The following is a 22,038-nucleotide window of genomic DNA, read 5'->3' as shown; positions in this document are numbered from 1 at the left end:
ACGCCGGGGGCCGCGCCCGGCGACGGTCGGCGTGTACCGGCCCGGACGCCGGTAAGCTGGCCGCCCGTGAGCACAACCGGATCGCCGCACACCGTCGCCGACGTGGTGGCCGCCCTGGACCGCCGTTACCCGCCCGCGTGGGCCGAGGAGTGGGACCGGGTCGGCCTGGTGCTGGGCGAGCCCGACCACCCGGTACGCCGGGTCGCCTGCGTGGTGGACGTGGTCCCGGAGACCGTGGACGAGGCGCTCGACGCCGGCGCGGACATGATCGTCGCGCACCACCCGCTGCTGCTGCGCGGCGTCTCCTCGGTGGCCGCCACCACGTACAAGGGCCGGATCGTGCACCGGTTGATCAAGGCGGACGTCGCGCTGCACGTGGCGCACACCAACGCCGACGTGGCCGACCCGGGGGTCTCCGACGCGCTCGCCGCCCGGTTCGGGCTCACCGGGCTGCGTCCGCTGCACCCGCCCCGCCCCGGCTCGCCCGCCGCCGGGCCCGGCCGGGGCATCGGCCGCATCGGCGAGCTGCCCACCCCGATGACGCTCGCCGAGCTGACCCGGCTGGCCGCCGCCGTGCTCCCGGTCACCGCCTGGGGAGTTCGCGCCGCCGGGGATCCCGGGCGTATGGTTCGTACCCTCGCCGTCAGCGGCGGCTCGGGGGACGGCTTCCTCGCCGAGGCGACCGCGGCCGGGGTGGACGCGTTCCTCACCGCGGACCTGCGCCACCACCCGGCCGGGGAACACCTCGCCGCCGGCGGCCCGGCGCTGCTGGACGCCGCCCACTGGGCGACGGAGCGACCCTGGCTGGACGACCTGGCCGCCTACCTGGCCGCCGAGCTGGACGTCGAGACCGTGGTGTCCGACCTGGACACCGACCCGTGGACCGTGCACGCCGCCGCGCCCCGGCCGGACGACAAGGAGCCCCGACGTGAAGGCTGACCCGAAGGTGCAGCGCCGCCTGCTCGACCTCCAGGCGATCGACACCGCGCTGGCCCAGCTCGCGCACCGCCGCCGCACCCTGCCGGAGCGTGCCGAGCTGGAGGCCCTCGCGCGTGAGCTGTCCGCGCTGGAGGACGAGCGGGTCCGCGCCCAGGTGGCAGTCGACGACCTGGACCGGGACATCGCCCGGATCGAGAAGGACGTCGACCAGGTGCGCGCGCGCAAGAGCAAGGACGAGGCCCGGCTGGCCTCGGGCAGCGGCCCGGCCCGGGAGCTGGAGGCGATCCAGCACGAGCTGGTCTCGCTGAACCGCCGGCAGAGCGACCTGGAGGACGCCGAGCTGGAGCTGATGGAGCAGCGGGAGACCGCGCAGGGCGTGCTCGACGGCATCGAGAGCCGGCTCGCCGAGGCCCGTGAGCGCCGCGCCGCGACCGAGCAGCGCCGCGACGAGACCCTGGCGGAGATCGCCAAGGAGGAGGAGTTCAAGCGCACCTCCCGCCAGCCGCTCGCCGGTGACCTCCCGGCGGACCTGATCGGCCTCTACGACAAGATCCGCGAGGACACCGGCATGGGCGCCGCGCTGCTCACCGGTGGCCGCTGCGGCGGCTGCCGGCTGGAGATGTCCGGCGCCGACCTGGCCCGCATCCGCAAGGCCGACCCGGACGACGTGGTCCGCTGCGAGGAGTGCCGGCGGATCATGGTCCGGACCAACGAGTCGGGGCTGTAGCCGTCGTGGCGGTGCGCGCGGTGGTGATCGAGGCCGACGGCGGCTCCCGGGGCAACCCCGGTCCGGCCGGCTACGGCGCTGTGGTCCGGGACCCGGAGACCGGCGAGGTGCTGGCCGAGCGGTCGGAGTCGATCGGTACGGCGACGAACAACGTGGCCGAGTACCGGGGCCTGATCGCCGGGCTGGAGGCCGCCGCCGAGCTGGGCGCGGCCGAGGTCGAGGCGCGGATGGACTCCAAGCTGGTGGTCGAGCAGATGTGCGGCCGCTGGCAGATCAAGCACCCCGGGCTGCGTCCGCTCGCCGCCCAGGCGGCCGGGCTGGTCAGCCGGTTCGCCGCCGTACGGTTCACCTGGGTGCCCCGGGAGCGCAACCGGCACGCCGACGCGCTCGCCAACGCGGCGATGGACGCCGCCGCGTCCGGCGCCGCACCGGCAGCGGCGGCGGCCGAGGCGCGGGAGGCGACTGTCGTGCGCGCCACCGGCACCGACCCGGCCACCACGCCCGCCTCCTGGGAGCCGCGCCCGACCGAGGAGGCCACCCGGCTGATCCTGGTGCGGCACGGGGAGACCGAGCGCACCGTGCAGAAGCGCTACTCCGGCCGGGGCGACGTGCCGCTCACCGGGCGCGGCCGGGCCCAGGCCCGGGCCACCGCCGCCCGGGTGGCCGCGCTGGCGCCGTCCGTCGCCGCAGTGGTCAGTTCCCCGCTGTCGAGGTGTACGGCCACCGCCGAGGCGGTCGCCGCGCAGGTCGGCAACCCGCCGGTACGCACCGACGACGACCTGATCGAGTGCGACTTCGGCGTCTGGGAGGGGCACACGTTCGCCGAGGTACGCGAGGGCTGGGCGGCCGAGCTGGACGCCTGGCTCGCCTCCACCCGGGTCGCGCCGCCGCGGGGCGAGTCGTTCGTGACAGTCGCCGAGCGGACCGGACGGGCGGTCGACCGGCTGCGGTCGGCGTACCCGGGGGAGACGGTCGTGGTGGTCTCCCACGTCTCGCCGATCAAGCTGGTGCTGCGCGACGCGCTCGCCGCCGGCGACGCGTTCCTGCACCGGCTCTACCTGGACACGGCCGGCATCTCGGTGCTGGACCTGTACCCGGACGGCGGCGTCGCGGTCCGCTCGGTCAACGACACCTCCCACCTCGCGGACGTCTGACGGCCGTTCGGCGCATGCCGGCGGCCGTTCGGCGCATCGACATCACCCGATCGGACGTGACCCCCATCACAGGGTCGTAGCCTCCGGCCGTCACATGGCCCGCTACGAATGCCCGGAGGGGTGTCACATGTCCGCACCGGAACCGGAGGCGCTCGACACGGCGCGATCCAGGGCGAAGGACAAGAGTCCCTGGAACTGGTTGCTCTTCATCCCGATCGTGGTGCCGCTGATCCCGGCACTGTTCAACGCCGATTCGCCCCGGCTGTTCGGCTTCCCGCGTTTCTACTGGTTGCAACTGGTCTGGATCCTGCTCGGCGTCGGCACCACCACGCTGGTCTACCAGATGACCAAGAAGCGGGGTGACCACTGATGTGGCGGGACCACCTCACCGAGATCATCGTCTTCACGCTGCTGTTCCTGCTGGTCAGCGCCATGGGTTTCGTGGCTGCACGGTGGCGCAGACCGACGGACATGGCCCACCTGGACGAGTGGGGACTGGGCGGGCGCAGCTTCGGCGGCTGGATCACCTGGTTCCTGGTCGGCGGTGACCTCTACACCGCGTACACGTTCGTGGCGGTCCCGGCGCTGATCTTCGGGGCCGGCGCGGCGGGCTTCTTCGCGGTGCCGTACACGATCGTCATCTACCCGCTGGTGTTCCTGGTGCTGTGCCGGCTCTGGTCGGTCTCGCACCGGCACGGATTCGTCACCCCCGCCGACTTCGTCCGCAACCGGTTCGGCTCGCCGATCCTGGCGCTGCTGGTCGCGATCACCGGCATCGTCGCCACGATGCCGTACATCGCGCTGCAACTGGTCGGCATCGAGGCGGTGCTCAAGACCATGGGCGTCACAGGGGACAGCGCGCTGGCCCGGCACCTGCCGATCATCATCGCGTTCGCCATCCTGGCCGCGTACACGTACCAGTCCGGGCTGCGCGCCCCGGCGCTGATCGCGTTCGTCAAGGACTCGCTGATCTACATCGTGATCCTGGTCGCGGTGATCTGGCTGCCGTACAAGCTCGGCGGCTGGGGCGCCATCTTCGACGCGGCAGACGCGAAGTTCCAGGCGTCACCCGCGCCCGGCGACGGCATCCTGCTCAACCAGAACAACCAGATCCAGTACGTGACGCTGGCGTTCGGCTCGGCGCTGGCGCTGTTCCTCTACCCGCACAGCATCACCGGTGTGCTGGCCAGCCGGAACCGCGACGTGATCAAGCGGAACATGTCCGCGCTGCCCGCGTACAGCCTGCTGCTGGGGTTGATCGCGCTGCTCGGCTACATGGCCATCGCGGCGAACGTGAAGCCGTTGCCCGGCGCGAAGGAGGGTACGACCGACGGCAACACTGTGGTGCCGCTGCTGTTCGACCAGCAGTTCCCGGACTGGTTCGCCGGGGTGGCGTACGCCGCAATCGGCATCGGCGCACTGGTCCCTGCGGCGATCATGTCGATCGCGGCGGCGAACCTGTTCACCCGCAACATCTACAAGGAGTACCTGAAGCGGGACGCCACCCCGGCGCAGGAGGCGAACGTCTCGAAGATCACCTCGCTGGTGGTGAAGGTCGGGGCGGTGGCCTGCATCGTCTTCCTCGACCCGCAGTTCTCCATCGACCTCCAGCTCATCGGCGGCGTGATCATCCTCCAGACGCTGCCCGCGGTGGCGCTGGGCCTCTACACCCGCTGGTTCCACAGGGGCGCGCTGATCGCGGGCTGGGCGGCCGGCATGGGCCTGGGCATGTGGATGCTCTACCAGATCGGCAACCCGGCGACCGGAAAGAAGCACTTCGCCGGATCGGCGTTCCCGCTGGAGAAGTTCGGTTTCGACACGCCGAAGACCATCTACGTGGGCATCGTTGCGGTGCTGGTGAACCTGGTGGTGGCCGCGCTGCTCACGCTGGTGCTGCGCGCCGCCAGGGTGGCCGACGGGCCGGACGGCACCACGCCGGACGACTACTTCGCCGACGAGGGCGACCCGCGCGTGACGGCGACCGCCGACCGCGGAGACTCCGCGCGGGAGCCGGTGGCGTGAAAGGAAGGGCCCCTTATTAACGCATTCTGCATAATAAGGGGCCCTTCCTAACACCTCAGCGGCGGCGGTTGCGCGCGTCGAGCGCCTCGTTGAGGCGGTGCAACATGTCCGCCAGCGTCTCCCGGTCCGCCTCGGGCCAGGCGGCGAGGATGTCGCCGTACAACCGGGTGCGGGCCGCCCGGACGGCGGCCATCCGCTGGAGCCCGGCCGCCGTCGCGGAGATCACCGTGCCGCGCCCGTCGGCCGGGTCGGGGGTACGCGAGATCAGCCCGTCGCGCTGGAGCGCGGAGACCTGCCGGGTGACGGTGGAGCCGTCCAGGTTCAGCCGCGCGGCGAGCGCCGACACGTTCTGCGGGCCGGCCGCGTCCAGGTGCCGCAGGATCACGTACGCGGCGCGGTCCAGCAGTCGGTGCTCCATCGTGCCGGTGCCCCGGCGGGTGGCCTCACCCAGGCGCATCAGCAACGCGACCTCGGTTTCGATCCGGCCGAGGGTGACCTCGGGAGCGTGGACGTCGTCACTCATAGCTGTATGATACAAGAAAAATACCTGTACGATACAGCTATCTGGGAGGTTGCGGAGTGGATCACCGATCCGAGCCCAACCGCAGTGCCATCTACGCCACCACGCTCGTGGCGTTCCTCGCCATCGCCGGCATCGCCGTGGTCGACCCGATCCTGCCCGCCATCGGCGAGGCGATCGGCGTCACCGCCTGGCAGGTCGAGCTGCTCTTCACCGCGTACATCGCGGTCATGGCCGTCGGCATGATCCCGGCGACGCTCGCCAGCGGGCGGTTCGGTTTCAAGCCGGTGCTCGTCACCGGCGTCTCGGTCGTCGGCCTGGCCGCCATCGGAGCCTCGTTCAGCAACGACATCGTGCAGCTCTCCGTGCTGCGCGGCGTCTGGGGCCTGGGCAACGCGATGTTCTTCGCCACCGCCATGGTCGTGCTGGTCAACCTCGCGAACGACAGGGAATGGGTGGTCGGCCTGTTCGAGACCGCCCTCGGGCTCGGCTTCGCGGTCGGCCCGCTGATCGGCGGCCTGCTCGGCGAGGTGAGCTGGCGGCTGCCGTTCTTCGTCTGCGGCGTGTTCATGGTGCTGGCGCTCGGCGTCGCCGCCCGCAAGCTGCGCGAACCGGCGAACAAGCAACAGCCGGTACGCCTCGGCCAGATCTTCGCCACCTACCGCAGACCCGCGTTCGTGGCGCTGTGCGTGGTCACCGCCGCGTACAACTTCGTCTTCTTCGTCGTGCTCGGCTACACGCCGCTGTTCCTGCGCCTCGACGTCATCCCGCTGGGCCTGGCGTTCACCGGCTGGGGCCTCGGCCTGGCCGCCGGCATCCTGCTGATCGGGCACCGGCTGGCCCACCGCATCGGCGCGGTGCAGACAGTCGGCGTCGCACTGCTCGGCCTGCTGGTCTGCATGGTCCTGTTCGCCACCTCCACCGGCACCGCCATGTCGCTCGTCGTCCTCGTCGTCGCCGGCCTGTTCATGGGCCTCGCCAACGCCAACCTGACCGACCTGGCGCTCGGGCTCGGCTCCGCCGACCGGCGCGTCGCCACCGGCGCGTTCAACCTGGTCCGCTGGGGCGCCGCCGCGCCCGCGCCGATCATCTCCGGCAAGCTGGCCGAGCACGGCCTCGCGCTGCCGTTCTGGGTCGGCTTCGGGGTGCTCGCCGCCGGCGTGCTCGCGTACCTCGCGTTCGGGCACCTGATGGCGGCCGGCTACGGCGAACGGGTCATCTGGAACCGGGCCGCCCGCCGCGCCGAGCACGCACCGGAGGAGCCGGTGGGGGAGGCCTACTGAGGGGTCCGGTCTTGCCGGGTGGCGTCAGGTCAGCGCGCGCCACAGCAGGTAGAACCCGATGGCGGTGCCGAACACCACGATCACCGTCTTCAACACCACCTGCGGAAGCCGACGGGCCAGCCGCGCGCCCGCGTACCCGCCGAACAGGGTGGCCGGCGCGACCACCGCGACGGCCGCCCAGTTCACCGGGCCGAACAGGGCGAACACCACGAGCGTGGTCAGCCCCACCACTGCCGAGAGCAGGTTCTTCATCGCCGACACCCGGGCCAGCGTCGCGTCGAGCACCAGCGCCAACCCGGCCACCAGCATCACCCCGAGGGCCGCGCCGAAGTAGCCTCCGTACACAGTGCCGAGCGCGACCATGGTCTGCACCGTGACGGTACGGCGGCGCGCGCCCAACCGTTCCGGATGGCCGACCAGCCGGCGCAGCGGACCCTGGAACGCGAGTACGGCGGTAGCGCCCAGCACGAGGAACGGCACCACCAGCTCGAACGCGCGCGCCGGAGTCGCCAGCAGCAGCGCGCACCCGGCGATCGTGCCGAGGACGGCGGTGGGCAGCAGCGACCACAGCTCCCGCCCGCGCGGCAGGTCCACCCGGCTGCCCGCCACGCTCGCCACGTACCCCGGGAAGACCGACACCGAGTTCGAGACGTTCGCCGCCACCGGCGGCAGGCCGGTGGCGATCATCGCCGGGAACGTGATCAGTGAGCCACCACCGGCCACCGCGTTCACAGTGCCCGCGGCGAGACCGGCGGCGAGCAGGAGCGCGGCGTCGGAGAGATCCATGGTCCCCCGAGGCTAGTCGGTCGGGGCGGCGAGCGCGCACCGCGCCAGTTCGGACGCGCACCGCGCCCGTTCGGGCGCGCATCGCGCCCGTTCGGGCGCGCATCGCGCCAGTTCGGGGAAGTGGCGGTATCCCGGGCCGGTTGATGCCGCCACCTCCCCGAAGTGGCGGACGAGATGGTGGGCGGGGTGGAAATGGGCGCGGCGGGTGCGTCGTTAGGATGAGGGCGCGACGGACGAGTCGACCGGGCGGTCGCGTCGACGGGCTCCGGCCCGTCGCCGAGGAACGTCCGGACTCCACAGGGCAGGGTGGTTGCTAACGGCAACCCGGGGTGACCCGCGGGACAGTGCCACAGAAAACAGACCGCCGGCCCGTAACGGGACGGTAAGGGTGAAACGGTGGGGTAAGAGCCCACCAGCACCCCGGGTGACCGGGGTGGCTCGGTAAACCCCACCCGGAGCAAGGCCAAGAAAGGGCCGTCACCGCAAGATGACGACCCGCGCAGACGCTTGAGGGCTGCCCGCCCGATGTCTGCGGGTAGGCCGCTGGAGCCTGCCGGCAACGGCAGGCCGAGATGGATGGCCGCCGCCGGTGCGCCTACGGGCGTGCCGGTCACAGAATCCGGCGTACAGGTCGACTCGTCCGTCGCCCACCCAGCTCAGAGCTTTGATCAAGGTTCTGAGCTGGTTCTAGTAACGTCGACGGTCGTCGTTGGTCAGCAAGCTCTCGCGGTGCCGACGTCGCCCGTCGTCCCGGCGGTGCTGCCTCCCCGCGGCGTCGTCCAGCCAAACCGGCCGCACGTCGTCGGGATCCTCCGATGACCGCCGTCTGTACCGGTCACCCGCTATCGGAACTCGTGGATGACCTCGATCGAACCGACGATGTGCGCGTTGAACTCGTCGAGTTCGTCGGCTGCAACCCACAGCATCGGAGCGGCGGATCCGCCGAAGGACCGTGTCGAGTAGCGGCCCAGGAAGCCTGTCTCGACGTGGAAGCGGGCCACGTAGCGCACGGGTCCGAACAGGTTCCAGTTCTGCGCAGCCCTGACCGCGAAAGCCTCGTCGAGCATCGGGAAGAAGTGAGTTTGCTCCGGCGACAGTGGCGGCCACCTGCGCCCCCCTGCCTCGCGGACGAGGTCGAGTTCCTGCTGTCCCAGGGGGCGCCACAGCACTGTGGTTACATCGCTGCTCACGTCGCCCCCGCTGCCTTGATCGGTCGTCATACCGGACAGTCCCGCCGGATCGAATGGAGGAGCGGAACTGAGCGTGCGACGGAGACTTCGGATCTTGCCACGAGCACCGACCACTGTCAGGCTTCGAAGATGACCTTGCTCAGACTGATCGAGACCACTCCCGGACAGTATTCGCTGCTGCTGGATGCCGGGACCACTCCAGTCGACAGTGTGATCGGGGAGCTTGGTCACGAGCCCAACGGGTACTTCTGGGCAGGCGTCGCGGAGGTTCTTGTCAGCACCGAGGCCCCGACGCTCGAAGGTCGATTCGCCTATGACCCTGAGGCCGGCATGTTCTGCGCCTACGGCACCGATCGAGGCGCGCTGCAAGAGCTGGAGGCCTTGATGAAGGCGGTAGCCACCGGCGGCGAACGTATGCGGCGGCTGGTCAACGACGCCGAAGCGCGCGGGTTCGAGTTCGACGACTGACAGCTGAAGCGGGCGGTTGACGAGGGAGACGTAGCGCTCCACGCGGTGTCCACCGGCAACCTCCTCGACGATCGCGACGCTCTGGCTCCGGAGTGGTCGCCGAATTCGCAGGAGTGCCAGGCGGTCGTGGCGCTAGCATCGGCCACCCGTCACTGTCGCGGTGGGCTCAGGGGAGGAGAGGCGATGGCGGACGTATCGGTCGATGTGCCGTCGCCCCTGCGTACGTGCATCGCCTTCTGCGAGGTCGAGTGCGTTGTCGGATGCTGCGGGATCGATGCCGTCTCCACGGACCCCGACCTGATCGAGGAATGGTGTCGCCAGGTGGGCTCGGCCGCGGTGATCGAGGCTCGGCTTCAACTCATCGAGCTGATCGAGGTGGTCGAGGACCGCTCCCGTTGCGTCGCGTCGGACGTCCTGAACCACCGCACGCATGACGAGGCCGCGCGGCGTGAGTTGCTGGACTTCCTGGCCGCGCTCGACGCCGGACTGGCTGCCGGCGATGCGTCCGTGAGCGGCGCTGACACCTAGGGAGCCGGTGGCCGGTCCGGGAACGGCTGGGTAGCCCGGGGGCCATCAGGACTTGCGATGATCCGGTGATGACCTCCTACGTGTCCCACACCACCGTGGACTGTGCCGACGCCTACGCCCTGTCCCGCTGGTGGGAAGCCGTCCTCGACTACCGGGAGGACCCGGACGATCCGAACGAGCCGGGCCACGAGGAGTGCATGATCTACTCGCGGGACGGGCGGCACCGCCTGCTCTTCATCGAGGTACCGGACGCCAAGCAGGTCAAGAACCGCATCCACCTCGACCTGCGCCCGGTCGAGGGCACGCGCGACGAGGAGTTGGCCCGGCTGACCGACCTGGGCGCGGCGGTGGTGGCCGACCGGCGTGAGCCTGACGGCACCGGCTGGGTGGTGCTCGCCGACCCGGAGGGCAACGAGTTCTGCATCCTCCGCAGCGACGCCGAGGTGGCCGCCAGCCGACCGTGACAGGTCCGTCCCACTCCAGCGATCTTGGAGTTGTGGCGCCCGGAACGGCCCTTCCGCGCAGTTCGCGAGGTGCCACAACTCCAAGATCGACGAGTGTCGGAGCGTGGGGCGGCGGAGCGGCGGGGCGCCGCGCGGTGGCACGGCGCGGGGCACGGGGGCCGGTGTGGGACGCTGCGGGGGTGATCGAGCTTGCGGACATCCAGGCGGCCGCCGACCGGATCGCCGACGTCGTCGTACACACCCCGACCGTGCCCAGCCCGGGACTGACCGAGCTGCTCGGCGTACCGGTCACCGCCAAGCTGGAGCTGCTGCAACGTACCGGCTCGTTCAAGGCCCGTGGTGCGGCGGCCAAGCTGCTCGCGCTCGACGACGCGGAGCGGGCGGCCGGGGTGGTAGCGGTCAGCGGTGGCAACCACGGCATCGCGGTCGCGGTGATGGCCGGCGCGCTCGGGGTGGCGGCGACAGTGGTCATGCCCCGGACGGCGCCCGCCCGCGCGGTCGAGGTGGCCCGCGCCGCGGGGGCGGACGTGCGCCTGACCGAGGACATGGCCGGCGCGTTCGCGCTGATGAACCGGCTGCGGGACGAGGGCGTCACGCTGCTGCACCCGTTCGACGATCCGATTGTGCTGGCCGGGCAGGGCACTGTCGGGCTGGAGTTCGCCGACGACGCCGGTGAGCTGACCGACGTGCTGGTCAGCATCGGCGGTGGCGCGCTGATCTCGGGCGTGGCGGCGGCGCTGCGGGCGCGGCGGCCGGGGGTACGGATCTGGGGCGTCGAGACCGAGGGCGCGCAGGCGATGTCGCAGGCGCTGGCGAAGGGCGGCCCGGTCGAGGTGCCGCTGTCGTCGATCGTCACCACGCTCAGCGCGCCGAGCGTCTCGCAGCTCACCTATGACCATGTGACCGCGCTGGTCAGCGACGTCCTCGTGGTCTCCGACGCCGAGGCGGTGCGGGGCACGCTGGAGCTGGCCGAGCACGCCAAGGTGTGGGCCGAGCCCGCCGCCGGGTGCCTGCTGCCTGCCGCCCGCCGGGTGGTCGAGCGGGTGGGCGCCGACGCCCGGATCGGCCTGGTGGTCTGCGGCGGCAACGCCACGGTGGCCGACGTGACCGCGTGGGCCGGCCGCTTCGGCCTCTGACCCGCCGCGCCGCGACCGCCGCGACCGCCGCGACCGCCGCGACCGCCGCGCCAAGCGCGCGACCGCGCCGCGCGACCGCCGCGCCACACGAACGACAGAACCCGGGGGTACGCCGGCCGCCTCCGGTCCGGACGGGTGGGATCGGGACGACCGGCGTACGTCAGGACGTGGCCGGGCTGACGCCGTCGAGCAGTTCGGCGAGCCGGGCCGCGGTGGTCGGGGCGTGCAGGTGCAGCCGCGCCACGTTGATGCTGTCCGTGCCGACCACGGCGAGCAGCGCCTCTCCGTTGATCGCGTACACGCTGAGGTAGCCGCCCGCGTTGCGCACCGTGGACTGCTGGAAGTCGCCCTGTCCGAGCCGGAACCCGACCTGGCGGCCGAGTCCGTACGTGGTGGCGGCGAGCGCGGCCAGGTCGTCCGGGTCGGCGCCGTTCTGCAGGTTGTGCGTGACGAGCAGGCCGTCGACGCCGCCGAGGACGCAGCCGTGCACGCCGGGGATCTGCAACCGCAGCGCGGAGAGTTCCTGGGCGATGGCCGGGTACGGCAGTGCCGGGTTGCCGGCCAGCGACTGTGGAAGCGCCCGTGGTGGCGGCAGGGTGCCGGCTTGGGCGCGCGTACGGCGGGGGAGGTCGTCCACCCGGCTCACAGTTCCAGGCTCTCCTCGATCGTGCGCAGTTGGTGCCGCGCCATCGCGAGGTTGGCCCGGCTCTTGCTCACCATCAGGTAGAGGAACAGGCCCTTGCCGGTGCGGTTGCTCAGCGGGCGGATCAGGTGGTACTGGCTGCCGAGCGTGATCAGGATGTCCTCGATCTCGTCGTCGAGCTTGAGCATCTCGATGGTGCGCAGCTTGGCGCGTACGACGTCGGTGTTGCCGGCGGCGGCGACCGTCAGGTCGATCTCGCCGGTGCCGCCGGCGACGCCGAGGGTCATGCCACTTGTGTAGTCGACGAGCGCGGCCCCGATCGCGCCGTCGATGTTCATCGCGTTCTTCAGCGCGATGTCAAGGTTGCCCACGATTTTCTCTCCCCAGCTCGGGTCGCTGTCCGCTGGAAGCGCGACAGCGGATTCGTCCGTCGAGGCTCGCATATGGAGTCGTGCGATGCACCCGGGCCACCGGTGATCCACCTGAGCGGGCCCTGCCGGACCGGCCACCGGTTCCGCCGAAGGGGACACACCGTCCCATTGTCGATCACCGTTCGTCCTGCTACCTCGGGTGCACCCGCCCTATGTAGAGTTCCGATAGAGTGCCGCTGTGCGACTGACCATCCCGGTGGCGAAGGTGCTCTCGGCGCTGCTCGCCGAGCCCGAGGCGCCGCGTTACGGCCTCGACCTGATGCGGCTCACCGGCCTGCCCAGCGGGACGCTCTACCCGGTGCTGCACCGTCTCCAGGCGGCGGGCTGGCTCGCCGCCGACTGGGAGGACGTCGACCCGGTGACCGCCGGCCGCCCGGCCCGCCGCTACTACCGCCTCACCGGCGAGGGCATCCGGTCGGCCCGGCTGGCGCTGGCCGAGCTGCGTGCCCTCGTACCCTCCGAACGTGCCGGCGGCGCGGACCCGGCCGGGGCGCCGGCGTGGTGACCCGGCGGGTGGCGGCGCTGCTGCTGCGGGTCGCGGTACGCCGGTGGCCGGCGGAGCTGCGTGCCGGCCTGGCCCGGGAGTGGGCCGCCGAGCTGCACGAGCTGGCCCGCACCGGCCGCCGCTGGGGGATGCTCCGGTTCGCCGCGAGCCTGGCGGCGCGCCGGGCGGCCACGCCACTGACCGGCCGGGCCGGGTCGCGGCAGCTGGGGCGTACCGCAGGGGTGTTGCTGCTCGCGCCGCCGGCCTGCGTCGCGGTGCTCGTGCTCGCCGGCGCGGTGATGGCCCTGACCCACGGGTGGCTGGAGATGCGCGTGCCGTGGGCCGCAGCCGCGCAGCTGCCGACCTGGTCGGCGCTCACCGCGCTGCTCGGCACGGCGCTCGCGCTCGGAGTCACCCGGGCCGCACGCCGGACCGTACGCGTGGGGGCGCTGCCCACCGCGCTCGGCGTGGTGCTGCCGATCGCCGCGACGGTGAGCGCGACGCTCGCGCTGCTCGCCGCGCGAGGTGAGAGCCGGGTGTGGGAGACGGTGCCCGGGCTGCTGCTCTGGCTGGCGCTGCTGACGGCGGCGCTCTGGACCGCCGGGGCGCTGGCCCGCCGGGGCCGGGTCCGGCTCGCGTGGTCGGCCGGGCTGCTCGGCGCGCTTGTGGCGGCCGACGCGGCGGTGGTGCTCGCGGTGGTCACCTCGATCCCGGCCACCGCGCCGGTGGCGGACGGCCTGCCGCCGGACGCGGTGGACCGGATCTCCGCGCCGCTCTGGCTGTTCACCTGCTGGACCGACTCGTCGTTCGGGCTGCCCCGGCCGACCGGGTGGGAACGGTTCCTCATCACCGACCGGGTGCTCGTCGAGCCGATGTTCCATCTGGCCTGCACGCCCTACGCCCTCGCGTACGCGATCGCGGCGGCCCGCCCGGCGCCCGCCGCCGTACCCGGTCCGGAGCCCGTCCCGGCACCCGCCTGAGCGTCAGGCGTTCCAGCTCAGCGCCCGGCCGGCCCGCTCGTAGTGCCCGGCCAGCTCGGCGTCGATCCGCGCGGCGCGCGCCTCGGTGAGCGTCACCGGCGGGTCCTGCCAGGGCCTCGCGCCGAGCATCCGGTGCCGCAGGCCGGTCGGCGGGTGCGTGGCGAACAGCGAGGTGTCCTCCCGGACGGTGAGCTGGCGTTCCAGCGACAGCCGCTCGGCGGCGGCGTCCAGCGCGCGTCCCGTCTCCACCCGCCAGGTGCCCGGCCCGTGGCCGCCGCGTACCGCGTTGCGTACCGCCGTGGCCACCTCCCGGACCAGGGCGTGCAGCTCCGGCGCATCCCGTTCGGTGAGCACGTCCAGGTTCCGGTCGAGCCGGCCGAAACGCGGCCGCAGCGCCACCGCGAGCGCGATGAGCGCCACGCCGACCGACCACCGCGAGGTTCGGGAAGGGGTACGCGAACAGCAGCCACACCCCGTTCGGACGAGGGCGGGCATGTCCGGGGTCTTCCGCCGTTCCCCGCCGCAACCGCCCCGACCAGGTCTAATGTGGAGAAGGACGTGACTATTTGTGCCGTTCCGGTGGCGGCCGGGCGGTTCCCGGTGCACAGTGATCGCATGAGCGACGACGGAAGTGGTGGGCACTACTACTGGTGCACGCGACACCACCGGGTCGAGACCGATGCCGACGTGTGCCCCGCCAAGCACGTTCTCGGACCGTACGCCTCAGCCGCCGACGCGGACAACGCCCTGCAGACAGTGCGGGAGCGTAACGACGCGTGGGACGCCGAGGACGCCCGTTGGGCCGGGGAGGGCCGCTAGACGGCGCGGGAGGGCCCGCGTCGAGGTGATCCGTGCTCCGCGAGGGCGAGAGCACGTCCCCAGGAAAGGGAACCGAGATGGCCGAAGCACAGCAGGCCACCCGCCCGGCCGCGAAACGGACGACCGCGAAGAGGACCGCCGCGGGCAGGACGACGACGGTCACCAAGGCGTCGCCGAACGCCTCGGGCGCCGGCGCCGGACGGACACCGGCGAAGAAGGCGGCGGCCAAGAAGGCGGCCGCCAGGAAGGTCGTGTCGGCGGCTCGTAAGGCGCCGGCCACCAAGGCCACCACCAGCAGGACGACGGCGAAGAAGACCGCCGCTCGTACGGCGCCGGCCGGCCGGGCCACCGCCAAGACCGCGCCGGCGAAGAAGACCACGGCGAAGAAGGCGACCGCGACGAAGACCACAGCGGCCAAGAAGACGGCGGCGAAGAAGACCACAGCGGCCCGGAAGACCACGACGCCCCGGACCACCGCGACGCCCCGGACCACCGCGACCGCGAAGAAGGCGCCGGCCCGCAAGACGACGGCGGCGAAGAAGACGACGACGGCGGCCAAGAAGACCACCGGCGCGCGGAAGGTCACCTCGGCGGCGAAGAAGACGACCGCCGCCAAGAAGACCACAGCGGCGAAGAAGACCACAGCCTCGACGCGTCCCACGGCGCGCAAGGCGGCGGCGAAGAAGGCGCCCGCCCGCAAGACCACCACCGCGCGCAAGACCACCACGACGGCGAAGAAGACCACCGCCGCGAAGAAGGCGCCGGCCCGCAAGAGCACCGCAGCCAAGAGCACCACCGCACGTAAGGCGCCGGCCCGCCGCGCCTGACGCCGCGGACACCGCTCCCTCCCGGGGAGCGGAACGTGCGGGGCGCTGTCAGGATTGACCGCGTGGTGATCCGACGCGTACTGGCGCCCCGTATCGACTTCGGCGCGCTGCGCCGCGAGCTGGGACTGCCCGAGGGCTTCCCGGCCGCGGCGCAGCGCGAGGCCGACCTGGCGGCCGCCGCGCCGCCGCCCGCAGTCGCCGACCGGACCGACATCCCGTTCGTCACCGTCGACCCGGCGACCTCGCGCGACCTCGACCAGGCCATGCACCTCACCCGCCGTCCCGGCGGCGGCTACCGCGTCCGGTACGCGATCGCGGACGTCCTGACCCACGTACGCCTCGGCGGTGACCTGGAGGCCGAGACGTGGCGCCGGGGTCAGACGGTCTACCTGCCCGACGGCAACGTGCCGCTGCACCCGCACACGCTCAGCGAGGGGGCGGCCAGCCTGCTGCCCGACGCCGACCGGGCCGCCGTGCTCTGGACCGTCGACCTGGACGCCGACGGCGGCACCGCCGCGGTCACGCTGGAGCGGGCGCTGGTGCGCAGCCGGGCCAAGCTCGACTACGGCGGCGTGCAGCGCGACGCCGACGCCGGACGGCTGCCCGAGCCGATCGCCCTGCTGCCCGAGATCGGGGCGCTGCTCACCGCGCGGGGCCTGAGCCGGGGCGCGATCAACCTGCCGCTGCCCGAGCAGGACGTCGAGCCCGACGGCGACGGGTGGCGGCTGGTGCTGCGCGGCCCCGGCCCGATGGAGGAGCACAACGCGCAGATCTCGCTGCTGACCGGGATGGCCGCGGCCGACATCATGCTGGCCGGCCGGATCGGGCTGCTGCGCACCATGCCGCGCCCCCGCCCGGAGGCGGTCGAACGGCTGCGGCTCGCCGCCGGCCCGCTCGGCGTGCCCTGGCCGGACGGCACACCCGTGGGTCAGGTGCTCGACGGGCTGGACACCTCCCACCCCCGGGTGGCCGCCTTCGTCGACCAGGCCGCCGAGCTGATGCGCGGCGCCGCGTACACCTCGTTCGACGGTGACCTGCCCGAGCAGCCCGAGCACGGCGGGGTGGCGGCCGCGTACGCGCACGTCACGGCGCCGCTGCGACGGCTCGCCGACCGCTACGCCACCGAGGTCTGCCTGGCGCTGCACGAGGGCCGCGAGGTGCCCGAGCAGGTCCGGGCCGCGCTGCCGAAGCTGCCCGAGGTGATGGCCGCGACCGATCGCACCGCGGGCGCCGCCACCCGCGGCGCTGTGGAACTGGCCGAGGCGGTGCTGCTCGCGCACCGGGTGGGGGAGACGTTCGAGGCGGCGGTGCTCGACGTGGACGAACCGCGTCCGGCGGGTAACGGCCGTCCCGGCCGTCCGCCCGGCGGCACGATCGCGCTCGACGAGCCGCCGGTGCGCGCCCGCTGTACCGGTGAGCTGCCGCTGGGCGAACGCGTCCGGGTACGCCTCACCGCCGCCGACCCGGCCCAGCGCCGGGTCGCCTTCGAACGGGCGTGACCAGCGCGGCGATTGTCACAGCATCGGGATGCACCGCTCGCGGCCCCGCTTTGCGAGGATGAGCGCATGGCTTACGACGCGACCACGCTGCCCGACGTCTCCGGGCTGACCGTCGGCATCATCGGTGGCACCGGCGACCAGGGACGGGGTCTCGCCTACCGGTTCGCCCGGGCCGGGCAGACCGTGCTGATCGGCTCCCGCACCGCCGAGCGGGCCACCCAGGCCGCCGCCGAGATCGCCGCCCTGCCGTACGTACCGGAGGGTGCCGTCGTCTCCGGCGGCGACAACGAGGACGTCGCCCGGCGCAGCGACGTGGTGATCGTGGCGGTGCCGTGGGACGGGCACGCGGCCACAGTCGCCGCGCTCGCCGGACCGCTGGCCGGCAAGATCGTGGTGGACTGCGTCAACCCGCTCGGCTTCGACAAGCAGGGCCCGTACGCGCTCACCGTCGCCGAGGGCAGCGCCGTTCAGCAGGCCGCCGCACTGCTGCCCGAGTCCCGGGTCTGCGCCGCGTTCAACCACGTCAGCGCGCCGCTGCTGGCCGACCCGGAGATCGACCGGATCGACCTGGACGTGCTGATCTGCACCGAGGACCGGGAACTGGTGGGCGTGGTCGGCGCGCTGGCCGCGCGGATCCCCGGCATGCGGGGCATCTACGCCGGGCGGCTGCGCAACGCCCACCAGATCGAGGCGTTCACCGCCAACCTGATCGCGATCAACAAGCGCTACAAGGCGCACGCCGGCATCCGGGTCACCGACCTCTGACGCGTCGCGCCGCCGTCGCGGCGGCGCGTGTTAAAAAGGGGCCCCTTCTCTACGCCAGGCGTTAAGAAGGGGCCCTTCCTTACACCTCAGAAGGTGTGCTCGGCCGCGGGGAACTCGCCGCCGCGCACCTCGTCGGCGAACCGGCGGGTGGCGTCGGTGAGCGCGCCCGCCAGGTCGGCGTACCGCTTCACGAAGCGCGGCGCCCGGCCGGTCCGCAACCCGGCCATGTCCTGCCAGACCAGCACCTGCCCGTCGGTGTCCGGGCCGGCCCCGATGCCGACGGTGGGGATGGGCAGCTCGGCGGTGACCCGCTTGGCCACCTCACCCGGCACCATCTCCAGCACCACCGCGAACGCGCCCGCCTCGGCCACCGCCCGCGCGTCGGCGAGCACCTCCTCGGCGGCCTCGCCCCGGCCCTGCACCCGGTAGCCGCCGAGCGTGTGCTCGCTCTGCGGGGTGAAGCCGATGTGCGCCATCACCGGGATGCCGGCGCCCGTGATCGCCTCGATCTGGGCGGCGCAGCGCCGCCCGCCCTCCAGCTTCACCGCGTGGCAGCCGCCCTCCTTCATGAACCGCACAGCGGTGCGCAGCGCCTGCGCCGGCCCCTCCTCGTACGAGCCGAACGGCAGGTCACCGACGATCAGCGAGTGCTTCGTGGCCCGTACCACGGCACGCACGAGCGGCAGCAGCTCCTCGGCGGTCACCGGCAGCGTGGTCTCGTAGCCGAAGACGTTGTTCGCCGCCGAGTCGCCGACCAGCAGCACCGGGATCCCCGCCTGGTCGAAGATCGAGGCCGTGTACTGGTCGTACGAGGTCAGCATCGCCCACCGCTCGCCGCGCTCCTTGGCGGCGATCAGGTCGCGGGTGCGTACCCGCCGGGTGGCCGGCCCGCCGTAGAGGGCGGCCACCTCGGCCGGGGTGGACTCCACCATGACAATCTCCTTCCTCGAGGCCGCGCACGCGGTCCCCGGGTTCCCCGCGATCGTCGCACCGGGCGGCGGGCCGCGGGCAGGTCGGAGTGGAGGATGTCACTCCCCGGCCGGGGGAGCGGTCAGCCGTCCTCGCGCCACCGGTTGGTGATCGGCAGCCGCCGGTCCCGCCCGAACGCCTTCATGGAGATCTTGGTGCCGGGCGCGGACTGCCGTCGCTTGTACTCGGCGGTATCCACCATCCGCAGCACCTTGTCCACCACGGCCGGGTCGTGGCCGGACTCGACCAGGCCGTCGCGGCCCAGGTCGCCGTCGACGTAGCCGATCAGGATCGGGTCGAGCACGTCGTAGTCGGGCAGCGTGTCGCTGTCGAGCTGGCCGGGGCTCAGCTCGGCCGACGGCGGCTTGCCGATCGAGTTCTCCGGGATCGGCGGCGTCTGCCCGCGCCGCACCGCGTCCGTGTTGCGCCACTTCGCCAGCCGCCACACGAGCGTCTTCCAGACGTCCTTGACCGGGTTGTATCCGCCCACCGAGTCGCCGTAGAGCGTCGAGTAGCCCACCGCCAGCTCGCTCTTGTTGCCGGTGGTGAGCACCAGGTGGCCCTCCTGGTTCGACAGCGCCATCAGGATCACGCCGCGTACCCGGGCCTGGAGGTTCTCCACCGCCACTCCGGACAGCGACATGTTCGCCAGGAACGTGTCCACCATCGGCTGGATCGGTTCGACCCGGTAGTCCAGGCCGGTGCGCTTCGCCAGGTCCTCGGCATCGGTGCGGGAGTGCTCGGAGGAGTGCTGGCTGGGCATCGAGACTCCGACGACCCGCTCCGGGCCCACGGCGTCCACCGCGATGGCCGCCGCCACCGCCGAGTCGATGCCGCCGGACAGGCCCAGCACCACCGAGGGGAAGCGGTTCTTGTCGATGTAGTCGCGCAGGCCCAGCACCAGCGCGTGCCACACCTCGGCCTCGTCGGCGACCGGCTCGATGATCCCGCCGTCCGCAGCCGGACCGGACGGCGCGGCCGGGATCGCCGGGATCTCGTGGCGGGCCACCCGCATCCCGTCGGCCGGCGCGACGGTCCCGCCGGGCGCCCCGGTCGCCGCCGGCAACTCCAGGTCGTGCACGAGCAGGTGCTCGACGAACTGCGGCGCCCGGGTCAGCAGCGTGCCGTCCGCGGCGACGACCATCGAGTCGCCGTCGTAGACCAGCTCGTCCTGGCCGCCGACCATGTTCACGTACGCGATGGCGGCCCCGGCCTCGGCGGCGCGCCGGCGCACCAGCGGCAGTCGCACGTCGTCCTTGTTCAGCTCGTACGGCGAGCCGTTGATGCTCAGCACCAGCCCGACGCCCGCCTCCCGGGCCACCGCGAACGGCCCGCCGGCCTGCCACAGGTCCTCGCAGATGGTCAGCGCCACGTCCACCCCGCCGACGCGCACCACTGTCAGCGTGTCACCGGGCACGAAGTAGCGGTCCTCGTCGAAGACGCCGTAGTTGGGCAGATGGTGCTTGAAGTAGGTGGCCACCACCTCGCCCCGGTGCAGCACCGCCGCCGCGTTGCGGGCGCCCCGGCCCGGTTCCGCGTCCGAGCTGACCTGGGGAGGGCCGTCCGCGTCCAGGTAGCCGACCAGGACCGGCAGGTCACCGAGGCCGTCGGCGGCCAGGTCGGCGGCGAGCCGGTGCAGCGCGGCGCGGGACGCGGCCACGAACGAGCGGCGGAACACCAGGTCCTCGACGGGGTAACCGGTGAGCATCAGCTCGGGGAACAGGACGAGCTGGGCGCCGGCGTCGGCGGCCTGACGGGTCCACGAGCGGACCAGGCCGGCGTTTCCGGCGAGGTCGCCTACCGTCGGGTTGACCTGGCACAGGGCGAGACGCAGGGTGGGCATGCGTTTATCTTCCCCCAGCCGTCCGGGCCGAATCCGACAGGTCGCGGGAGACCGGGGCGGCGCAGCGCGCGTCCCGCCCGGCCGGACACGGCGGGACGGCCGGCCGGGGAAGGCGTAACGTCGGCGTAACGAGCCCGGTGGAGACTGGGCGGTCAGGCCGGGCCGGCCCGACCGGTGCGGACGTACGTGTCACGAGGGGTGGAAGTGGACCGTCAGCAGGAGTTCGTCCTCCGCACGCTGGAAGAGCGGGACATCCGTTTCGTCCGGCTGTGGTTCACCGATGTGCTCGGCACGCTCAAGAGCGTCTCGGTGGCCCCGGCGGAGCTGGAGGCGGCCTTCGAGGAGGGCATCGGCTTCGACGGCTCAGCGATCGAGGGCTTCGCCCGGGTGTTCGAGTCGGACATGGTGGCCATGCCGGACCCGACCACGTTCCAGGTCTTCCCGTTCGAGGGCGGGGTCAGCGGCGAGAGCGCCCGGATGTTCTGCGACATCATGCTGCCCGACGGCAGCCCGTCCTGGGCCGACCCGCGGCACGTGCTGCGCCGGATGCTCTCCCGGGCGGCCGACAAGGGCTTCACCTTCTACACCCACCCGGAGATCGAGTTCTTCCTGCTGGAGAACGGTCCGCAGGACGGCTCGGTGCCCACCCCGGTGGACACCGGCGGCTACTTCGAGCACACCACGCACGCCGTCGCGCGGGACTTCCGCCGCCAGGCCGTGCTGGCGCTGGAACGGATCGGCATCTCGGTGGAGTACAGCCACCACGAGGTCGCCCCGGGCCAGCAGGAGATCGACCTGCGCTACGCCGACGCGCTCACCACCGCCGACAACATCATGACGTTCCGGCACGTGGTGAAGGAGGTCGCGCTCTCCACCGGCGTGCAGGCCAGCTTCATGCCGAAGCCGTTCACCGACCAGCCGGGCAGCGGCATGCACACGCACCTGTCGCTGTTCGAGGGGGAGCGCAACGCGTTCCACGACGCCGGCGACCCGATGAAGCTCTCCAAGGTCGCGAAGTCGTTCATCGCCGGGCTGCTCACCCACGCCCGGGAGTACACCGCCGTCACCAACCAGTGGGTCAACTCGTACAAGCGGCTGTTCCCGCAGGCGCTGCCGGACCGGATCACCGAGAGCCCCGCGTACGTCTGCTGGGGTCACCTGAACCGGTCCGCGCTGGTGCGGGTGCCCGCGTACGGCAAGCCGAACTCGGCCCGGGTCGAGGTCCGCTCGCTGGACTCCGCGACCAACCCCTACCTCGCGTTCGCGGTGATGCTCGGCGCCGGCCTCAAGGGCATCGAGGAGGGCTACGAGCTGCCCCCGGGCGCCGAGGACGACGTCTGGTCGCTGAGCAGCGCCGAGCGCCGCGCCATGGGGTACGAGGCGCTGCCGGAGAACCTGGCCGAGGCGATCGACGTGATGGCCGGTTCCGAGCTGGTGGCCGAGGTGCTCGGCGAGCACGTCTTCGACTTCTTCCTGCGCAACAAGCGCTCCGAGTGGGAGCAGTACCGCCGCGAGGTCACCCCGTACGAGCGGCAGCGCTACCTCTCGCTCTAGATCACGC

At 72.5% G+C, this 22,038-nt stretch carries 25 protein-coding genes and 1 other RNA gene; 18 read left to right on the top strand and 8 right to left on the bottom strand.

Features of this window, described 5'->3' with window-relative positions:
• Positions 1-66 precede the first annotated feature (66 nt).
• From FB454_RS31155 to mctP, 5 genes are all read left to right on the top strand, one after another.
• Entirely contained in the window at positions 67-939 is an 873-nt protein-coding gene (locus FB454_RS31155) for a Nif3-like dinuclear metal center hexameric protein (protein ID WP_013287788.1), read from the top strand.
• Positions 929-1,666 (top strand): zinc ribbon domain-containing protein, encoded by a 738-nt coding sequence (locus FB454_RS31150; RefSeq protein ID WP_030273148.1) that lies wholly within the window; start codon positions 929-931, stop codon positions 1,664-1,666. Before FB454_RS31155 ends, FB454_RS31150 begins: the two co-directional genes overlap by 11 nt.
• A 5-nt stretch (positions 1,667-1,671) precedes the next feature.
• On the top strand, positions 1,672-2,820 hold the full coding sequence (locus tag FB454_RS31145) for a bifunctional RNase H/acid phosphatase (protein WP_145824026.1): 1,149 nt from the start codon (positions 1,672-1,674) through the stop codon (positions 2,818-2,820).
• Between the two features lie 127 nt (positions 2,821-2,947).
• The gene (locus tag FB454_RS31140) at positions 2,948-3,190 is read left to right on the top strand and encodes a DUF3311 domain-containing protein (protein WP_018787053.1); all 243 of its coding nucleotides are present in this window, start codon (positions 2,948-2,950) and stop codon (positions 3,188-3,190) included.
• A complete protein-coding gene (mctP, locus tag FB454_RS31135) occupies positions 3,190-4,842 on the top strand; it encodes a monocarboxylate uptake permease MctP (RefSeq protein ID WP_013287784.1) in 1,653 nt (550 codons plus the stop codon). Before FB454_RS31140 ends, mctP begins: the two co-directional genes overlap by 1 nt.
• Positions 4,843-4,897: 55 nt before the next feature.
• Here mctP and FB454_RS31130 read toward each other — a convergent pair whose 3' ends face one another.
• Positions 4,898-5,365 carry a MarR family winged helix-turn-helix transcriptional regulator gene (locus tag FB454_RS31130; protein WP_013287783.1) on the bottom strand — a complete coding sequence of 156 codons (468 nt, stop codon included), beginning with the start codon at positions 5,363-5,365 and terminating at the stop codon, positions 4,898-4,900.
• A 56-nt stretch (positions 5,366-5,421) separates the two neighbouring features.
• On the opposite strand from FB454_RS31130, the gene FB454_RS31125 reads away from it, so the two are divergent.
• On the top strand, positions 5,422-6,645 hold the full coding sequence (locus FB454_RS31125) for an MFS transporter (protein ID WP_145824025.1): 1,224 nt from the start codon (positions 5,422-5,424) through the stop codon (positions 6,643-6,645).
• Between the two features lie 24 nt (positions 6,646-6,669).
• On the opposite strand, the gene FB454_RS31120 is transcribed toward FB454_RS31125, so the two are convergent.
• Positions 6,670-7,431: a sulfite exporter TauE/SafE family protein gene (locus FB454_RS31120; RefSeq protein WP_013287781.1), complete on the bottom strand. Its 762-nt coding sequence runs from the start codon at positions 7,429-7,431 to the stop codon at positions 6,670-6,672.
• A gap of 234 nt (positions 7,432-7,665) precedes the next feature.
• Here FB454_RS31120 and rnpB point away from each other — a divergent pair.
• Positions 7,666-8,074, top strand: an RNA gene (gene rnpB, locus FB454_RS31115) — RNase P RNA component class A.
• Between the two features lie 199 nt (positions 8,075-8,273).
• Here the strand turns inward: rnpB and FB454_RS31110 are convergent.
• Positions 8,274-8,651, bottom strand: a complete 378-nt coding sequence (locus FB454_RS31110; RefSeq protein ID WP_123111273.1) for an ADP-ribosylation/crystallin J1 — start codon at positions 8,649-8,651, stop codon at positions 8,274-8,276.
• 99 nt (positions 8,652-8,750) lie between these two features.
• Between FB454_RS31110 and FB454_RS31105 the strand changes: the two genes are divergently transcribed.
• The 4 genes from FB454_RS31105 (at position 8,751) to FB454_RS31090 (ending at position 11,217) form a co-directional block, all read left to right on the top strand.
• Positions 8,751-9,089: an immunity 51 family protein gene (locus FB454_RS31105; protein ID WP_030273135.1), complete on the top strand. Its 339-nt coding sequence runs from the start codon at positions 8,751-8,753 to the stop codon at positions 9,087-9,089.
• Between the two features lie 183 nt (positions 9,090-9,272).
• On the top strand, positions 9,273-9,617 hold the full coding sequence (locus tag FB454_RS31100; protein ID WP_013287776.1) for a DUF6331 family protein: 345 nt from the start codon (positions 9,273-9,275) through the stop codon (positions 9,615-9,617).
• A gap of 68 nt (positions 9,618-9,685) precedes the next feature.
• Entirely contained in the window at positions 9,686-10,081 is a 396-nt protein-coding gene (locus FB454_RS31095; RefSeq protein ID WP_145824024.1) for a VOC family protein, read from the top strand.
• Between the two features lie 179 nt (positions 10,082-10,260).
• Positions 10,261-11,217, top strand: coding sequence for a threonine/serine dehydratase family protein (locus FB454_RS31090; RefSeq protein ID WP_013287774.1), 957 nt, complete (start codon positions 10,261-10,263; stop codon positions 11,215-11,217).
• Between the two features lie 160 nt (positions 11,218-11,377).
• Here the strand turns inward: FB454_RS31090 and FB454_RS31085 are convergent, their stop codons facing one another.
• Positions 11,378-11,863, bottom strand: a complete 486-nt coding sequence (locus FB454_RS31085; protein ID WP_013287773.1) for a roadblock/LC7 domain-containing protein — start codon at positions 11,861-11,863, stop codon at positions 11,378-11,380.
• Positions 11,860-12,231 carry a hypothetical protein gene (locus FB454_RS31080; RefSeq protein WP_013287772.1) on the bottom strand — a complete coding sequence of 124 codons (372 nt, stop codon included), beginning with the start codon at positions 12,229-12,231 and terminating at the stop codon, positions 11,860-11,862. Before FB454_RS31080 ends, FB454_RS31085 begins: the two co-directional genes overlap by 4 nt.
• A gap of 238 nt (positions 12,232-12,469) precedes the next feature.
• On the opposite strand from FB454_RS31080, the gene FB454_RS31075 reads away from it, so the two are divergent.
• Together FB454_RS31075 and FB454_RS31070 are read left to right on the top strand one after the other, a co-directional pair.
• The gene (locus FB454_RS31075) at positions 12,470-12,796 is read left to right on the top strand and encodes a PadR family transcriptional regulator (protein WP_013287771.1); all 327 of its coding nucleotides are present in this window, start codon (positions 12,470-12,472) and stop codon (positions 12,794-12,796) included.
• Positions 12,790-13,755, top strand: a complete 966-nt coding sequence (locus FB454_RS31070) for a hypothetical protein (RefSeq protein ID WP_486485480.1) — start codon at positions 12,790-12,792, stop codon at positions 13,753-13,755. The genes FB454_RS31075 and FB454_RS31070 overlap by 7 nt, the downstream gene beginning before the upstream one ends.
• 3 nt (positions 13,756-13,758) lie before the next feature.
• On the opposite strand, the gene FB454_RS31065 is transcribed toward FB454_RS31070, so the two are convergent.
• Positions 13,759-14,175 carry a M48 family metalloprotease gene (locus tag FB454_RS31065; protein ID WP_145824023.1) on the bottom strand — a complete coding sequence of 139 codons (417 nt, stop codon included), beginning with the start codon at positions 14,173-14,175 and terminating at the stop codon, positions 13,759-13,761.
• 195 nt (positions 14,176-14,370) lie between these two features.
• On the opposite strand from FB454_RS31065, the gene FB454_RS31060 reads away from it, so the two are divergent.
• The 4 genes from FB454_RS31060 to npdG all read left to right on the top strand — a co-directional run bounded on the left by FB454_RS31060 (position 14,371) and on the right by npdG (position 17,665).
• Entirely contained in the window at positions 14,371-14,574 is a 204-nt protein-coding gene (locus tag FB454_RS31060; protein WP_030273123.1) for a hypothetical protein, read from the top strand.
• A 77-nt stretch (positions 14,575-14,651) separates the two neighbouring features.
• A complete protein-coding gene (locus FB454_RS31055; RefSeq protein ID WP_222947130.1) occupies positions 14,652-15,401 on the top strand; it encodes a histone in 750 nt (249 codons plus the stop codon).
• A gap of 62 nt (positions 15,402-15,463) precedes the next feature.
• Positions 15,464-16,900, top strand: a complete 1,437-nt coding sequence (locus FB454_RS31050) for an RNB domain-containing ribonuclease (RefSeq protein ID WP_145824022.1) — start codon at positions 15,464-15,466, stop codon at positions 16,898-16,900.
• A gap of 66 nt (positions 16,901-16,966) precedes the next feature.
• Complete coding sequence (npdG, locus tag FB454_RS31045) at positions 16,967-17,665, top strand: NADPH-dependent F420 reductase (RefSeq protein ID WP_013287766.1); 699 nt, start codon at positions 16,967-16,969, stop codon at positions 17,663-17,665.
• Between the two features lie 86 nt (positions 17,666-17,751).
• Here npdG and panB read toward each other — a convergent pair whose 3' ends face one another.
• Complete coding sequence (panB, locus tag FB454_RS31040; RefSeq protein WP_013287765.1) at positions 17,752-18,597, bottom strand: 3-methyl-2-oxobutanoate hydroxymethyltransferase; 846 nt, start codon at positions 18,595-18,597, stop codon at positions 17,752-17,754.
• A 119-nt stretch (positions 18,598-18,716) separates the two neighbouring features.
• Positions 18,717-20,477, bottom strand: coding sequence for an NAD+ synthase (locus FB454_RS31035; protein ID WP_145751719.1), 1,761 nt, complete (start codon positions 20,475-20,477; stop codon positions 18,717-18,719).
• Positions 20,478-20,681: 204 nt separating this feature from the next.
• On the opposite strand from FB454_RS31035, the gene glnA reads away from it, so the two are divergent.
• Positions 20,682-22,031, top strand: a complete 1,350-nt coding sequence (gene glnA / locus FB454_RS31030) for a type I glutamate--ammonia ligase (protein ID WP_013475676.1) — start codon at positions 20,682-20,684, stop codon at positions 22,029-22,031.
• The last annotated feature ends 7 nt before the right edge of the window (positions 22,032-22,038 follow it).

Source organism: Micromonospora sp. CNZ297, assembly GCF_007827625.1.
The sequence above is the reverse complement of the archived record's forward strand: the minus strand, read 5'-3'. Positions and strand labels throughout refer to the sequence as shown.

Excerpts from the sequence above, each read along its gene's own strand:
- FB454_RS31105 (WP_030273135.1), top strand. The coding sequence starts at position 8,751 with ATGACCTTGCTCAGACTGATCGAGACCACTCCCGGACAGTATTCGCTG.
- npdG (WP_013287766.1), top strand. The coding sequence starts at position 16,967 with ATGGCTTACGACGCGACCACGCTGCCCGACGTCTCCGGGCTGACCGTC.
- FB454_RS31140 (WP_018787053.1), top strand. The coding sequence starts at position 2,948 with ATGTCCGCACCGGAACCGGAGGCGCTCGACACGGCGCGATCCAGGGCG.
- FB454_RS31035 (WP_145751719.1), bottom strand. The coding sequence starts at position 20,477 with ATGCCCACCCTGCGTCTCGCCCTGTGCCAGGTCAACCCGACGGTAGGC.
- FB454_RS31060 (WP_030273123.1), top strand. The coding sequence starts at position 14,371 with ATGAGCGACGACGGAAGTGGTGGGCACTACTACTGGTGCACGCGACAC.
- FB454_RS31110 (WP_123111273.1), bottom strand. The coding sequence starts at position 8,651 with ATGACGACCGATCAAGGCAGCGGGGGCGACGTGAGCAGCGATGTAACC.
- panB (WP_013287765.1), bottom strand. The coding sequence starts at position 18,597 with ATGGTGGAGTCCACCCCGGCCGAGGTGGCCGCCCTCTACGGCGGGCCG.
- FB454_RS31095 (WP_145824024.1), top strand. The coding sequence starts at position 9,686 with ATGACCTCCTACGTGTCCCACACCACCGTGGACTGTGCCGACGCCTAC.
- FB454_RS31100 (WP_013287776.1), top strand. The coding sequence starts at position 9,273 with ATGGCGGACGTATCGGTCGATGTGCCGTCGCCCCTGCGTACGTGCATC.
- FB454_RS31130 (WP_013287783.1), bottom strand. The coding sequence starts at position 5,365 with ATGAGTGACGACGTCCACGCTCCCGAGGTCACCCTCGGCCGGATCGAA.
- mctP (WP_013287784.1), top strand. The coding sequence starts at position 3,190 with ATGTGGCGGGACCACCTCACCGAGATCATCGTCTTCACGCTGCTGTTC.
- FB454_RS31120 (WP_013287781.1), bottom strand. The coding sequence starts at position 7,431 with ATGGATCTCTCCGACGCCGCGCTCCTGCTCGCCGCCGGTCTCGCCGCG.
- FB454_RS31055 (WP_222947130.1), top strand. The coding sequence starts at position 14,652 with ATGGCCGAAGCACAGCAGGCCACCCGCCCGGCCGCGAAACGGACGACC.